The following is a 15,159-nucleotide window of genomic DNA, read 5'->3' as shown; positions in this document are numbered from 1 at the left end:
TGTGCTTGTTGTATTGGTATAAAAAGAAAAGTGGTTTCATTTACAGAATGTAAACTGCTATGATTAGAAAAACTGACAAAAATTGAGCGCTAGGTTTACCAATATACGCACAACCGTTATGACTATTTTTGATTTTCAACTATGATAAAACCAACAAAATTACAGCCAGGAGATAAAGTAGCTACCATATCTCTTTCTTGGGGAGGCGCCGGAGATATCTCTCACAGATATATGGCAGGAAAAAAACAATTACAAGATACCTTTGGTTTAGAAGTAGTTGAAACCCGAAATGCTTTACAACCTTCGAGTTGGATTTATCAAAATCCTGAGGCACGTGCAGATGATTTAATGGAAGCTCTTGAAGATTCTTCTATAAAAGCTATTATTTCAAATATTGGTGGTGAAGACAGCATTCGAACTTTGCCGTATATAGACTTGTCTGTGATACGAAACAATCCTAAAATTTTTATCGGGTTTTCTGATTCTACCATTACTCACTTTTGCTTTTATAAAGCGGGGGTAACTTCTTTTTATGGTACATCAACCTTAGTGGGGTTTGCTGAAAATGGCGGTATGCTTCCGTATCAAATAAATGATATTCATCGAACTCTTTTTTCTTCTGACCTTATTGGGCAAATTAAGCCTAATAGTGACGGGTGGACTTCTGAACGTTTGGAATGGAACAACCCTAACAACCAATCTATTAAAAGAAAACTAGAAAAATCAGGTACTTGGCGCTTTTTACAAGGCAATGGTATTCATAAGGGTGAATTGTTAGGCGGTTGTTTAGAAGTTCTTGAGTTTTTAAAAGGAACTGATTTTTGGGTAGCTCCCGTTGATTGGACTAACAAAATTATGTTTTTAGAGACTTCCGAAGTTAAAACGTCTCCTACTAATTTTAAATGGATACTTCGTAACTACGCCGCTTCGGGAATATTTAAATCTATTAAGGGTTTAATCGTTGCTCGTCCTTATGACAACTTGTATTGGAAAGAATATGATGCTATTTTATTGCAAGTTATTAGAGAGGAAGAAGGATTAACATCGTTACCTATAATTGCCGGAATGGACTTTGGCCATACCTGTCCTACTTTTACTCTGCCGTATGGGGTTATGGCTGAAATTGATGCTGATAACAATACTTTTTCTATTATAGAAAAGGCTACTTTATAGTTTGTAAATTTTTAAAAAAGCTTCCCTAACCTATGTTTTAGGTAGCATAACATCATTATTTTACTCAATGCTTTTGTAATAGAAATCTATAGACAAAAGCATTTTTTATGCACTTTGCATAAAAAAGGTAAGCATCTTTTTTACCAGAGGTTATTACCTTTAAAAAAAGACAGTATATTTTAACTAAAAAAGACCGTAGTATATGATAAAACTACGGCCTTTTTAGCTCCTTTTTTCTATATGCCCCTTTTATAGATTATCTATAAAACTTCCTATTTTTTGTTGTAACTGTACTGTTGCCGGTACTAAAGGTAAACGTACAGCATCTGAAGTAATGCCTAACTTTTTAAGTACGGCTTTAATACCTGCCGGATTATTTTCTTCAAAAATATAACTTACGATATCCATTAATTTATAATGCAATGCAAAGGCTTCGGTATTGTTCCCTTCTAATCCTAAACGAATCATATCTGAAAAGTCTTTTGGAAATCCTTGTCCTATTACCGAGATTACTCCTGCTCCTCCGGCTAATACTACACCTAACGCTAAATCATCGTCTCCTGAAATTACTAAAAAACCTTCCGGTTTATTTTTTAGTAATTCATAGTATTGTTGTTGGTTATTTCCGGCTTCTTTAACTCCTATTATATTGTCAAAATCATTTGCTAAGCGTAAGGTAGTTTCCGGTAACATATTTTTAGCTGTTCTTCCCGGAACATTGTATAAAATTACCGGTTTAGGGCTTGCTTGCGCTACTGCTTTAAAATGTTGGTAAAAACCTTCTTGTGTAGGCTTACTGTAATAAGGAGCTACTGATAAAATTGCATCTATTTCAGATAAATCTAGTGTTTGTAATTCATCTATAATAACCTGCGTATTGTTGCCTCCTACTCCTAATACTAATGGTAAACGTCCTTGGTTAGTTTCAGCAATTACTTTTATAATTTCTTTCTTTTCCTCTTTTGTTATGGTAGCACTTTCTGCCGTAGTACCATTGATAACTAAATAGTTGGTTCCGTTATCAATATTATACGTAACTAATTTTCTTAGCGCCTCAAAATCTACACTTAAATCCTCATTAAAAGGAGTTACCAAAGCAACCCCCATACCCATAAACTTTTGCATTATATTTTATTTAAAATCGTTAAATATTTTTTTAATTCCTGATTTAAGATTGCTTCGTTAAATGTAGGATCAGCCACTACGATATCAAACAACCTGTCATCAATACCAACAAACCCAGCTTTAAGTTTTGCTTGTGACTGCAAAGTTATTACATTAGTGTATAAATTTGACGTCTTTGTATAATTTATAAGCAAATCATAGTCGTTTTTAACAAAGTTTTTCAAATTGTCTGATTTCAAACTTGCTTTGTATTCGATTTCTTTTTCTGTAAAAAACAAAGGGGTAGTTTCTTGTTTTTTAGAAAACTCCCGATATACTAAAAAGGTGATGTCTTGTTTTTGAAAAGGAAATATGTTTAGCATGTTAGAGGTAATTACATTTACCAAAGCTTCATTATCTAACACTACAGCAACCTTTTTTACTTTTCCTTGTTTATTATTGGTTACCGGCTGCTTTTGCAACAGTTTATCGTACTCTTTTTGTATTGACTTTTGCTTTAAATTAGCTATCATTTGTGTATTAAAACTAAGGTTATTTATTTTTCAATTGCTAACAATACAAACTGATTCAGTTGTTTTCCGTACTTCTGAAAGTTATCATCAGACACTACTAATAAGGTTGAATTGCCATTGGGTAATATAGGTCCGAAAGTAATTCCTTCTATATTATCAATAATTCCCTCAGTAAGTTGGTCTTTTACTGATGAAAAATCAAAGACTAATTCTTTGGTTAACGGAATGTATGGTTCATTTTTTAATCCTCCAAGAGTAAGTGTATTGGTTGTTTGCTCATTGGCTGTTGCTTTAAATATACGTATGGTGTTACCGTAACTTCCGTAATCACTTTGATAAATACGTTCTACCACAAAAAATACATTAGGGGCATACTCTAAAATAGCGGTAACGCCATTCAAATTGATGTTTCCTTTAGGTTGTTTATCTATCTTTTCTAACTGGTAAGCATATTGTTTGGTAGCTTGCTCTGTAACATGATCAAAATAGGTAATTCTAACCGGTGATTGGGTTTCTTGTAAAGTGGGTTCGTCTCCGTCAATTTCTAACGGGGCTTCCATTGCTACCCAAAAACCTTTGTTTTCTATTCCTTTGCAAGAACCTTCAAAAACGCCGTTATGTCTTGGCTTTCCTTTTTCAAGGTTGCTAAAATAATCCGGTACTTTTATTTCTCTTAAAAAAGCACCTGTTGCATCGGTTATAAAAACGGCAGGCTTTTTTCCTCCTTTTATATTGCCTTCACTGGTTAGGTTAATGGTACCATCACTGTTTACAAAAATCGATTCTAAATCTAACAACTGTTCTTTATAAAATGTACTTACCGTATCCGTAATAGAAATGGTGTTTAAAAAACGAATGTTTTTAATTTTTTCATTTTCTATCGCAATTGTACAAGTAACAACTCTTGGGTTTTCTGAATCATCTACTACCAAGTAGTAAGTATCTTTATACCGATCTATTCCTGACAGTCCGCCAATAAGATTTCCTTGAAATTCAAGAGAATCTTTAACCACATATTCATCTAAAAACGTTAATTGAATTGATTCCTTTTTACAACTTAAAAAAGGCAATAACAATAGTAACAGTCTGTATTTCATTGACAATAAACTTATATTAAGAGAATCGTAAAAACGGTATTTGCTTTTACTATACACAAAAATACCATTTATCTTCGTAAGGTTTAAAATTTTCACCGTCTAAAACATAAAGACTCAAAATTATGAATACTAAAATAGTACTTGTACTAAAGCTAATTGCCGCAGTTATTATGCTACAAACACTTTATTTTAAGTTTTCCGGAGCACAGGAAAGTATTGATTTATTTACTAAAGTAGCAGGAGAACATGAAGCCTTAATGAGAATTGGCACAGGTATTATGGAGCTTATTGCTGCTGTTTTATTATTTGTTCCTAAAAAAACATGGTTGGGTGCTTTGTTAACTGTAGGATTAATGGGCGGAGCTATTATGAGTCATCTTACCAAAATTGGTATTGTACACAACAATGATGGTGGTACTTTATTTATGATGGCTGTTGGTACGTTACTTATAGGTGTATTACTTCTTTATAATTACAGAAAAGATATTCCTTTTATAAAATAGAATTTTTGATTATTGTTTGTTTAATTGTTTAAACCATTGATTTTAGTTTCCCCACTAAAACCAATGGTTTATATTTTTTATACCACGGCTATATAGATATCAACTTCACCATTGGTAGGGTCGTTGGCTTTTTCTCCGTACAGCTCAAAATCTGCCGTATAAGTTCGGTTTAAATCCATATTCCATATTTCTACCCATTTATGAATGACTGCATCTTTGGTAAGATCTCCCTGTGCTACAAATTTCTTGTAAGTTGATTTTTCAACGGTAATGCCTACCATACCTTCCGGAATTGTATTTAAGTCTGAAACTATACAGCCTAAAATAGTATCATACGGTTGAGTATGATCTGATTCATAATGGGTGTACACTGCACAAATAGCAGGGTCTATTGCATTCGGTATTAATTTAGGCACTTCCAATGCCATAAACCTTTTCCATAAGTTCGTAATATCTTCTTTTGCTTGTCCGTTTTCATTAGTGGTTCTTACTGAGATGCCAACCACGTAAAAGGTGTCTTTTTGTACTACTTTCATTTGTAAATTTTTAAAGTTGGTACAAAACTAGGTACGATCTATGACAACCCTTTGTCAAGGGTACTCATATATTTTTCTCTACAGATTTCAAAATACTCTTGTAAAGTTATTTGATGAGCTTCAAATACGGTATATGTATTGGTTATTTTTTGCATACAGTCTAACCTAAAAACCCTAAACTCATTCCTTAACCTGCAATATGCTATTAACAACCAATTTTCATTAGTACTGTATAAGGCAAAGGGTTCTACCGTTCTTTGGGTAAACCTATGTTCTAACGATAAATAGTCTATTTGTAATAAATGAAAGTTTGTAATTGCAGATTGAATTTGTGTTAAAAAACTACTGGTTTGTTCTTCTTCCATGTTAGCTCTGAACACAATTCGTTGTGACAGTAAATCTGCTTTATCTTTTTGCGAGTATTGTAAAACAGCTTTAATTTTAGTAATGGCATTGCTATAATTTTCTACCAAAGAAGCATCTTTATTTTTTAGCATTAACTGTTCTGCAGTAATTAAAGCATTAGCTTCTTCTTCAGAAAACATAACAGGCGGTAATTGATAGCCTTCTATAAGGGAGTAACCTTTTCCTTCTTCTGTGACAATAGGAACTCCCGAGCTTTCGAGAGTTCGTATATCACGATAGATAGTTCTGGTACTTACTTTATATTTTTCTGCCAATTCTCTGGCTGTAAGAAGTCTTTTAGATTGTAACTGCGTAAGTATTTGTGTTAACCTGGCAATTCTTGGCTTTTCCATGTAAGGTCACTTTTAGCTATCATAGCTTTGCAGATAAAATATTGAGAAATAATATACAATATAATAATAGCGATATCAAAGAAATGTTTAGGGGTGTAAAAGTTATTCAATGCAATTAGGCTATCAGAAGCTATAAATAAAATAGCACCTAACAACAACCATAAGTTGGGCGTTGATTTTTCTTGCCTGAAATTTAATAAGGCGGTAGCTCCAAACGTTGCAATGGTTACTCCATATACAATTACCGGTACTAACATGTCTCCTAAATTTTCATAAATCAAATACAAAACACCTGCAAACAGGAACACAAAAGGTAATGCAGAGGATACCATTTTTATAGTTAAATCTTTTTCTAAAAAGCCTATTGTTATTTTTATATAAATAATATGTGCTAATAAAAATGACGCTAAGCCAAATACAAAAAAGCTTTCTTTATCTAATAAAAAAACATCACCCCAAAACGAGAAGAATAAACCGCTTACAAACCAAAAATTCGGTTTTTTAACAGCTGCTAAATAGACTAACACCAACGTGGTCATTAGTAAAGGTTTAAAAATCATTTCTATAATTTTGGTTTGCGAAATAACAGCATACACATCTGCGGCTGCCACCAGTAAAAACAAGATAGAAATAAAGGTTACTTTAGTTTGCTTACTCATCACTTTTTAAGAAATCTTAATGGTTAATAAAACAATTATTTAGGCGTTAATCATGTCAATAAAATCTTGCTCTGTAATAATAGGAATTCCTAAATCTTCTGCTTTTGCCAGTTTACTAGGTCCCATATTATCTCCGGCAACTATAAAATCGGTTTTTTTAGAGATTGAACTACTTACTTTTCCGGCATTGTCTTCAATAGCTTTTTTAAGCTCATCTCTACTCATTTGATGAAAAACTCCCGAAACAACAAAAACTTTTCCTGCTAATTTATCGGTTTGATTTTCCATGCTTTTTGCAGAAACTTCTAACTGAACACCATAAGACTGCAATCTTCTTATCAGTTCTTTATTGCCTTCATTAGACGAAAAGTCAATAATACTTTGTGCTATTCTCTCTCCTATCTCATCAACAGCAACTAAAGTTTCTAAATCGGCATTCATTAGGTTATCTATCGACTTAAATTGCTTGGCTAGTTTTTTAGCTACCGTTTCTCCTACAAATCGAATTCCTAAGGCAAATAATACTTTTTCAAAAGGTATTTCTTTTGATTTTTCTATGCCATCTATCATATTTTGAGCTGATTTCTCAGCCATACGCTCTAATGGTACAATTTGCTCTTTCTTCAGCTCGTACAAATCTGCATAGTTTTGTATCAATCCTTCTTTTCTAAGTAAATCAACCGTTTCACCTCCTAAGCCTTCTATATCCATAGCTTTTCTGCTAATAAAATGCTGAATTCTTCCGGTTATCTGCGGAGCGCATCCGTATTCATTAGGGCAATAGTGTTTAGCATCGCCTTCGGTTCTTACTAATTCGGTATGACATTCCGGACAATGAGTTGCATACACTGTTGGCATAGAATCTAAAGGCCTTTTAGTAAGGTCTACTTTTATTATCTTAGGAATAATTTCACCTCCTTTTTCAACAAAAACCGTATCTCCGATTCTAACATCTAATTTTTCAATTTGATCGGCATTGTGTAATGAAGCTCTTTTAACCACGGTACCGGCTAAATAAACGGGTTCTAAATTAGCTACCGGAGTAATGGCTCCGGTTCGACCTACTTGATAGGTAATTTCATTTAAAACCGTAGCTACCTGTTCTGCTTTAAATTTATAGGCTATTGCCCAACGTGGTGATTTAGAGGTATACCCAAGCTCTTCTTGTTGCTGTAGGTTGTTTACTTTTACCACCACCCCGTCGGTTTCATAAGGTAACTCATGTCGTTTAACATCCCAATCGTTAATAAAGTCAATAACTTCTTGTATCGATTTTGCTAAAACAATAGTATCAGGTGCTTTAAACCCTACTTTTCTTGCAGCTTGTAAACTTTCATAGTGGGTAGCGTATTTTCGTTCGTTGGTTACTACTTGATATAATAAACAGTCTAAAGGGCGTTTAGCTACTTCTGCACTATCTTGTAGCTTTAAACTTCCGCTTGCCGTGTTTCTAGGGTTTCTATAGGGTTCATCTCCATTAGCTATTCTTTCTTCATTCATAGCATTGAATCCGTCGAGCGGTAAAATAATTTCACCCCTCATTTCAAAATCGGAAATAAAATCACCATTAGGTACTAACGGAATCGACTTTATTGTTCTTACATTAGTGGTTACATCATCTCCCTGAAATCCGTCTCCTCTGGTAACCGCCCTAACAAACTGACCGTTTTCATAGGTCAAGTTAATTGAAGCTCCATCGTATTTTAACTCACATGTATATTCTATATCGGTTCTTCCCAGGTTCTTTTGCAAACGTTTTTCCCAATCCAATAAATCTTCTTTAGAATATGAATTATCTAAAGAGTACATTCTGTTTTTATGTGTAACCGTTTCAAAGTTTTTGGTAATATCTCCTCCTACTCTTTGTGTTGGTGAATTAGGATCGAAAAACTCCGGGTTTTCATCTTCTAACTGCTCTAATTCTTTTAGTTTTATATCAAACTCGTAATCGGAAATAGTAGCGTTATCTAATACGTAATAACTATAATTATGTTGATGTAATTCCTTTCTTAGCTGTTCAATTTTCTCTTTAACTGTCATTATCTGCAATACAACTTGTTTTCTCTATTTATTTTTTAACGGTTCCTGTTAATAAGCTCACACCTTTAGGTAATGGGTTTCCTGCTGATCGCCTAAAAGAAACTACTTGCCCTACATGCCATAAAGCATCTCCGATAGGACCGTTTAACTGATTCCAAAAAGGGTATTCAGCTACCTGATTTCCTCTTCTCATCTTCATGGTAAACATTGATATATCTTTTGATTCTTTTAGTATATCACTTGATTTTTTTAAGTTTTCTAACGTTTGCTTTCTTAAAGCTTCAAAAGAAAGTTCTTTTACAGAAGGAAATACAACTTCTTTTCCTTCCAAAGCACTTAAAGTCATAACAGACAACCCTAAAATATGATCTAACGTTTCTCTAATGCTTCTGGTTTTGTCTCCTGGAGCATATTGTAAATTTTCTTCTGTTAACCCTTCAGTAGCCCAGTAATAACGGAATCCTAAACCATCAATCATTCTACCGGCTACAGTACCTGCTGTATATTCTTTTGGTGATTCCGGAATTTCATAATACGGCAATTGTTGGGCATTCATACGGTGTAGGGTTACTAACGTTATAAAACATAAAAGAGCTCTTATACTTCTCATAAATGGTATTATTCTAAAAATTAAAACTTTTTAATTCACTGTAAAACTTATACTTATATTTTTCAAAGCTACCTTGAAAAACGGTTGTTTTGATTGTGTATTTTTTGCTAATTTAAGGAAAACTTTTAGACATTTTTCTCTTCCTGTAATTGGTTATAAACAAAAAACCGAAGCCTAAGCCTCGGTTTTGTTTATTGGAAGTGTATTTGTTACTTCTTTAAAGTCATTGTATAAACAATATCATCTTCAATTGTTGAAAACAGTAATTCTTTGTTGGTTAATTTAAGTATCTTAAAACCATCAATAGCTCCTTCGTTTTCAAACTTTAAAATGTTTTTATTTGATTCTAATTCCCAGTGACCTATTTTTTCATTTTTTCGTATCATCAGCTGGTAGCTTCCATCTTCTTTAAAAACCAACCAACTGTTTAAACAATCAGAAAAATCTTCTTTTTCATCACCTATCTTTAGGGATTCTATACGCCATTTTCCGGAAGTTAAACAAGTCTCTTCTTTGCTTTCTTGAGCTAACACTACTGTAGATACACTTAAGAAGAACACTATAAACATAATTGCTTTTCTCATATTTTGGGGGATTTTTGGGGTTATATCTCAAATATATAAAAAAAAGCCGAAACATTTTACGGCTTCAGCTTTTTATACTATTAAATTAATTGTCTATTAATAATAAGTGTAACGACGAACTTTTGCTATGTGTTTAGCTAAACGCATTACTTGGTGTGAATATCCGTATTCGTTATCATACCACACATATAAAACCACAGTGTTTCCATCAGCTATGGTAGCTTTGCTATCAAAAATTGATGGTGCAGTAGTTCCTACAATATCAGAAGAAACTAATTCATTATTTAATGAATATTGAATTTGCTCAACTAAATCACCTTCTAAAGCATATTGCTTCATAATAGCGTTTACAGCCTCAACAGTAGTTTCTGAATTTAACTGAAGATTTAAAATAGCTAACGATCCGTTTGGTACAGGTACTCTAATTGCATTAGATGTTAATTTTCCTGCTAATACCGGTAAAGCTTTTGCCACAGCACTTCCTGCTCCGGTTTCTGTAATTACCATGTTTAAAGCAGCAGCTCTACCTCTACGGTATTTGTTATGCATGTTATCTACTAAATTTTGATCATTAGTATAAGCATGAATAGTTTCAATATGTCCTTTTTTAATACCAAAATTATCTTCTAATACTTTTAATACAGGTGTTATTGCGTTGGTTGTACATGATGCTGCTGAGAAAATATCAATCTCATCCGGATTGTTTTCTAAATGGTTAACTCCGTGTACAATATTTGGAATTCCTTTTCCCGGTGCTGTTAATAATACTTTACTAGCTCCTTTTGACGCTAATAAACGACTTAAAGCTTCTTTATCTCTAAAAGCTCCGGTGTTATCAATTACTAAAGCATCGTTAATTCCGTATTGTGTATAATCAATTTCTTCCGGTTGGTTAGCAGAAATCATATAAACAGTAGTTCCGTTAATGATTAAGGCATTGTTTTCAACATCTACCTGCACCGTTCCTAAGAAATCTCCGTGAACTGAGTCAATACTTAATAAAGAAGCTCTTTTTTCTAAAACAGATTGATCTATCTTTCCTCTGGTAACTACAGCTCTTAAACGTAATTGAGAACCTTTCCCCATTTTACTGCTTAATTCACGAGCTAATAAACGTCCAATACGTCCAAAACCATATAACACTACGTCTTTAGGTTGAAAAGTAGTAGCCTCAGTAGCATCTTTTAATTGATTTTTTACAAAATCTACTTTATTTAAATTAGCATTGTCAGATAAATGATACTCATATGCTAATTTTCCTATATCTAATTTTGATGCCGGTAAATCAATTGATTGAATTGCCTTAGCTATTTCTAACGCATCTTGAATAGAAATTGGTTTTGCTACGAATTCTTTAGCATAGCTAATTAAATTTAAAACTTCACTAGCTCTTTTATCAACTAATGGATTTCTAAATAAAACTAATTCTATAGATTTATCATACCATAAATCGTTTACAATATTGATAAATTCAACAGTAGCTCTTCTTACTTGAGCTTGATTTGCTACTTCTTTTTCGTAATTTGTTATTGTTGACATAGTTGTGTGTTAACTAAATTTTTTAAAATTTGTGCAAAAGTACATATTTCAAACGATTTCGTAAATCTTTTTATAAAAGAAAATCTCACCAAAAAATTTGGTGAGATTACAAACTAAATTCATTCTATTTTTAATATCTGAACCTTTCTATTTCTCCTTTAGGGTTAATCATTTCTAATAAAAATCTTCCTGACTGACTTCCATCTAAAACACTTGTTGCTTCACTTGCTGAGCTTATTGATTTTCCATTAATCTTAGTTAAGATATACCCTTTATCTAAATTGTATTCTAAAAAAATTCTATTAACTGTAGATACAATCTTGGCACCACCTTCAATATTATACATTTTTTTGTCTTTATCCGTAATATCTTTAAAATTGGTACCTAACGTAGTTGAGTAAAAAGTACTCTTCTTACTAAGCTTTACCGTTTTTGTTAAATCCGTTCCGTCTCTGTTTACGGTTACATCAACATATTCTCCCGGTCTTTTTGCTGTTAACTGACCTTTTAAATCTGAAAACTTAGTAATTTTTATATTATTTACTTTGGTTATAATATCTCCCTCTTTTAAACCTGCTTTTACGGCATCGCTATCTTTATCTACTGAGCCAATTTTAACTCCCTCAATATCTTTTTCTCCCTGATCAATATTTATTCCTAAAATTGCTTCTTGCACCGTACCATATTCTAACAAGTCATCAATGATTTTTTTAGCAATGTTAGACGGAACTGCAAACGAATATCCGATAAATGATCCGGTTCTTGAAGTAATGGCTGTGTTAATTCCTATTAATTCTCCTCGAGTATTTACCAAAGCGCCTCCACTATTTCCGGGATTAACCGCTGCATCAGTTTGAATAAACGACTCTATATTTCTGTTTCCTTCTAAGTCTCTTCCTTTAGCACTCACAATTCCGGCAGTTACTGTTGATGTTAAATTATACGGATTTCCAACAGCTAACACCCATTCACCAACTTTTACATTGTCTGAGTTTCCAAAAGGAATGTTAGGTAAATCAACATCTGTTTCAATTTTTAACAACGCAATGTCTCTTTCTGAATCTGCTCCTACTAAAGTAGCTTTTAGTTTTTTCTTATTATTTAAGGTTACTTCAATATCTGTAGCCCCGTCAATTACGTGGTTATTGGTTACAATATATCCATCCGGAGAAATAATAACACCACTTCCCGTACCTACTTGTTCAAACTTTCTGGTTCCATTACCTCCAAAGAAAAAGCTCACAGGATCTTGCTGTGTTCTTACTGCTGTGTTTTTAACGTGTACAACTGCATGCACTGTACTTTCAGCTGCCTCTGTAAAATCTGTAGGAACAGAAGACGTGTTTAAAATTGGTGAGGTGTAATTAGCTTTCACTGTTTGCAAAGCCGGCTCTTGGTGTTGGATGACCGTTTGTGGTTGTTCTAATAACATCTTGTAGCCTGTAAGCGACACTGCGCCACCTAAAAACGCTACACCTAAAATTCCTAAAATTTTCTTCATATGCTTACAATAATTTAAGTACTCAAATATACAATTTTAACATTTTAACAAAATCTGTTTAACTTCGTTTTAACGATTTTTAACCGCCATTTAACACTCCGAGCTCTTCCTTTAAATACGTATCTTTGCTTCTATGAATTTGAGCTTTTATAAATATCAAGGAACAGGTAATGATTTTGTTATGATTGATAACAGAACAAAAATCTTTCCAAAAGATAATACTGACATTATTGCTACTTTATGTCATAGAAATTTTGGTATTGGTGCTGACGGACTTATTTTATTAGAAGAAGATGAGCATACTGATTTTAGAATGATTTACTTTAATGCTGACGGTAATGAGAGTACCATGTGTGGTAATGGTGGACGTTGCATTGTTGCTTTTGCTCATAAATTGGGGTTATTTGATACAGAAACAACATTTATGGCTATTGACGGAATACACCATGCTTTTATAAAAGAAGGCATTGTTTCTTTACAAATGATTGACGTTAACAACGTTGAGCATCATAATTCGTATTCTTTTGCCAATACAGGATCTCCCCATCATGTACAAATAGTTGATGATTTAAACAACTATGATGTGTACACCAACGGAAAAAAAATCAGAAATGACGTATATGGTACAGAAGGTAGTAATGTTAATTTTGTACAACAAGTAAACAACTCAACTTTTAGAGTAAGAACTTATGAAAGAGGAGTTGAAAATGAAACGTTAGCCTGTGGTACAGGAGTTACAGCGGTTGCTTTAGCTATGCATGCTTCTAAAAAAACAACTAGTACCTCAATAACTCTTCCTGTTGAAGGAGGAGAACTTTTGGTTTCTTTTAATGAAAAAAACGGACAGTATACGCATGTTTTTTTAACCGGACCTGCTACTTTTGTCTTTAAAGGCGAAATAACTATTTAATGCAAACCCTTAAAGGTACTCACATAAACTTACGTGCTTTGGAGCCCGAAGACTTAACTTTTCTATACACCATAGAAAATAATGAGTCTTTTTGGGAAGTAAGCCATACACAAACTCCTTTTTCTAAGTTTTTATTAAAACAATATTTAGAAAATGCCTATATGGATATTTACGAAGCTAAACAACTTCGATTAATCATTGAGCTTAATAACAACCAACAACCTATTGGTACTATTGATCTTTTTGATTTTAATCCTCAACATAAAAGAGCGGGCATTGGAGTGCTTATAAATCCTGAATACCAAAAAAACGGGTATGCCTCAGAAGCTTTAGATTTACTGATTAACTATTGCTTTTCTCATTTGAATTTACATCAGCTGTATGTAAATATTACCGATGATAATATAAATAGTTTACATTTGTTTCAAAAAAAGAATTTTACTAAAATTGGCATTAAAAAAGATTGGATTTTTAGTAAAGGTCAATTTAAAAACGAAGTATTATTTCAGTTAATTAATGAATAAAAAGATTGTATACGGAATTATTGCTACCCTATTAGTGGTTCTAGCAATTATAGGAGTAAATTTTTATCAAAAAGTATTTGGAAACGCCGTTCATAAAGACGGAGCCATTTATATTAAATCCAATGGCACTTTGACTGAGGTTACTCAGCAACTTTCAAATTTTATTGATGCTCCGGAAAATTTCTCTTGGCTCGCTGAAAAGAAAAAATACCTAACTCCTAAAGGAGGAAAATATGTATTAAAAAAAGGAATGAGCCTAAACGATGTTGTTAATCTTTTAAGAAGTGGTAATCAAACTCCTGTAAATATATCATTCAACAATCAAGATACCATAGAAAAATTAGCCGGTAGAATTTCTCAGCAAATTGAAGCTGATTCTCTCTCTTTAGTTAACGCAATGCTTGACGCAGCTTTTTTAAATACCAATGGTTTTACAGAAAAATCTGCATTAGGAATGTATATACCTAATAGTTATGAATTTTATTGGAACACTTCTGCTGAGAAGTTTAGAGATAAAATGCTTAAAGAGTACAAACGCTTTTGGAATAATACTCGATTAAACAAAGCTAAAGACTTAAACTTATCAAAAGAAGATGTTACTACCTTAGCTTCTATTGTTCAAAAAGAAACTGCTCAGAAAATTGAAAGACCTATAGTTGCCGGATTATATTTAAACCGCTTAAAAAGTAACTGGCCGTTACAAGCAGACCCAACCATTATTTATTGTATTAAACAAGAAAAAGGGCAAGACTTTATTGTAAAAAGAGTTCTGAACAAAGACTTAGAAATAAACTCACCATACAATACTTATAAAAATACAGGATTACCTCCTACCTTAATTGCCATGCCTGATATTTCAACTATAGATGCTGTGTTAAACTATAAAAAACATGATTATTTTTATATGTGTGCCAGCGTTGACAATATTGGTTTTCATGATTTTGCCAGTTCACTCGCTCAACATAATAGAAATGCCGCTAAATACCAACGTTGGATAAGTGAACAAGGAATTAATCGTTAATTTTTAACAGTATTTTATCCTTAATAAAATAACGTTTTATTTAAATATTCATTACATTTTATAAACA

Annotated in this window: 16 protein-coding genes; 5 read left to right on the top strand and 11 right to left on the bottom strand. The window is 32.8% G+C overall.

Translation table 11 applies throughout. From position 1 onward, the window contains the following. Nucleotides 1–141: 141 nt before the first annotated feature. Complete coding sequence (locus ACQY1Q_RS01720) at nt 142–1,173, top strand: S66 family peptidase (RefSeq protein ID WP_431003554.1); 1,032 nt, start codon at nt 142–144, stop codon at nt 1,171–1,173. Between the two features lie 249 nt (nt 1,174–1,422). On the opposite strand, the gene dapA is transcribed toward ACQY1Q_RS01720, so the two are convergent. The 3 genes from dapA to ACQY1Q_RS01705 are packed head-to-tail and all read right to left on the bottom strand — an operon-like array spanning nt 1,423 to nt 3,907. After that, on the bottom strand, nt 1,423–2,298 hold the full coding sequence (dapA, locus tag ACQY1Q_RS01715) for a 4-hydroxy-tetrahydrodipicolinate synthase (RefSeq protein ID WP_431003553.1): 876 nt from the start codon (nt 2,296–2,298) through the stop codon (nt 1,423–1,425). Then, complete coding sequence (locus tag ACQY1Q_RS01710) at nt 2,298–2,810, bottom strand: DUF6913 domain-containing protein (protein WP_431003552.1); 513 nt, start codon at nt 2,808–2,810, stop codon at nt 2,298–2,300. The genes dapA and ACQY1Q_RS01710 overlap by 1 nt, the downstream gene beginning before the upstream one ends. A 23-nt stretch (nt 2,811–2,833) precedes the next feature. Continuing rightward, a complete protein-coding gene (locus ACQY1Q_RS01705) occupies nt 2,834–3,907 on the bottom strand; it encodes an esterase-like activity of phytase family protein (protein ID WP_431003551.1) in 1,074 nt (357 codons plus the stop codon). 122 nt (nt 3,908–4,029) lie between these two features. On the opposite strand from ACQY1Q_RS01705, the gene ACQY1Q_RS01700 reads away from it, so the two are divergent. Next, complete coding sequence (locus tag ACQY1Q_RS01700; protein ID WP_431003550.1) at nt 4,030–4,410, top strand: DoxX family membrane protein; 381 nt, start codon at nt 4,030–4,032, stop codon at nt 4,408–4,410. Between the two features lie 77 nt (nt 4,411–4,487). Here ACQY1Q_RS01700 and ACQY1Q_RS01695 read toward each other — a convergent pair whose 3' ends face one another. The 8 genes from ACQY1Q_RS01695 to ACQY1Q_RS01660 all read right to left on the bottom strand — a co-directional run bounded on the left by ACQY1Q_RS01695 (nt 4,488) and on the right by ACQY1Q_RS01660 (nt 12,637). Then, nucleotides 4,488–4,946, bottom strand: a complete 459-nt coding sequence (locus ACQY1Q_RS01695) for a GyrI-like domain-containing protein (RefSeq protein ID WP_431003549.1) — start codon at nt 4,944–4,946, stop codon at nt 4,488–4,490. Between the two features lie 38 nt (nt 4,947–4,984). Continuing rightward, on the bottom strand, nt 4,985–5,704 hold the full coding sequence (locus tag ACQY1Q_RS01690) for a helix-turn-helix transcriptional regulator (RefSeq protein ID WP_431003548.1): 720 nt from the start codon (nt 5,702–5,704) through the stop codon (nt 4,985–4,987). Next, on the bottom strand, nt 5,677–6,363 hold the full coding sequence (locus tag ACQY1Q_RS01685) for a lysoplasmalogenase (RefSeq protein WP_431003547.1): 687 nt from the start codon (nt 6,361–6,363) through the stop codon (nt 5,677–5,679). Before ACQY1Q_RS01685 ends, ACQY1Q_RS01690 begins: the two co-directional genes overlap by 28 nt. 39 nt (nt 6,364–6,402) lie before the next feature. Next, entirely contained in the window at nt 6,403–8,403 is a 2,001-nt protein-coding gene (gene ligA / locus ACQY1Q_RS01680; protein ID WP_431003713.1) for an NAD-dependent DNA ligase LigA, read from the bottom strand. Nucleotides 8,404–8,431: 28 nt separating this feature from the next. Next, entirely contained in the window at nt 8,432–8,959 is a 528-nt protein-coding gene (locus ACQY1Q_RS01675; protein WP_431003546.1) for a DinB family protein, read from the bottom strand. A 263-nt stretch (nt 8,960–9,222) separates the two neighbouring features. Next, nucleotides 9,223–9,597: a lipocalin family protein gene (locus ACQY1Q_RS01670; RefSeq protein ID WP_431003545.1), complete on the bottom strand. Its 375-nt coding sequence runs from the start codon at nt 9,595–9,597 to the stop codon at nt 9,223–9,225. 96 nt (nt 9,598–9,693) lie between these two features. Continuing rightward, nucleotides 9,694–11,136: a glyceraldehyde-3-phosphate dehydrogenase gene (locus tag ACQY1Q_RS01665; protein WP_431003544.1), complete on the bottom strand. Its 1,443-nt coding sequence runs from the start codon at nt 11,134–11,136 to the stop codon at nt 9,694–9,696. Between the two features lie 130 nt (nt 11,137–11,266). Further along, on the bottom strand, nt 11,267–12,637 hold the full coding sequence (locus ACQY1Q_RS01660) for a trypsin-like peptidase domain-containing protein (protein WP_431003543.1): 1,371 nt from the start codon (nt 12,635–12,637) through the stop codon (nt 11,267–11,269). A gap of 133 nt (nt 12,638–12,770) precedes the next feature. On the opposite strand from ACQY1Q_RS01660, the gene dapF reads away from it, so the two are divergent. From dapF to mltG, 3 genes are read left to right on the top strand one after another with little or no spacing between them, the layout of a single operon-like run. Continuing rightward, the gene (dapF, locus tag ACQY1Q_RS01655; RefSeq protein WP_431003542.1) at nt 12,771–13,547 is read left to right on the top strand and encodes a diaminopimelate epimerase; all 777 of its coding nucleotides are present in this window, start codon (nt 12,771–12,773) and stop codon (nt 13,545–13,547) included. Beyond that, nucleotides 13,547–14,071: a GNAT family N-acetyltransferase gene (locus ACQY1Q_RS01650; RefSeq protein ID WP_431003541.1), complete on the top strand. Its 525-nt coding sequence runs from the start codon at nt 13,547–13,549 to the stop codon at nt 14,069–14,071. Before dapF ends, ACQY1Q_RS01650 begins: the two co-directional genes overlap by 1 nt. Further along, nucleotides 14,064–15,092: an endolytic transglycosylase MltG gene (gene mltG / locus ACQY1Q_RS01645; protein ID WP_431003540.1), complete on the top strand. Its 1,029-nt coding sequence runs from the start codon at nt 14,064–14,066 to the stop codon at nt 15,090–15,092. Before ACQY1Q_RS01650 ends, mltG begins: the two co-directional genes overlap by 8 nt. Nucleotides 15,093–15,159 lie beyond the last annotated feature (67 nt).

This window comes from Tenacibaculum sp. TC6 (assembly GCF_050606265.1).
In the GTDB taxonomy this organism is placed as follows: Bacteria; Bacteroidota; Bacteroidia; order Flavobacteriales; family Flavobacteriaceae; genus Polaribacter.
The sequence above is the reverse complement of the archived record's forward strand: the minus strand, read 5'-3'. Positions and strand labels throughout refer to the sequence as shown.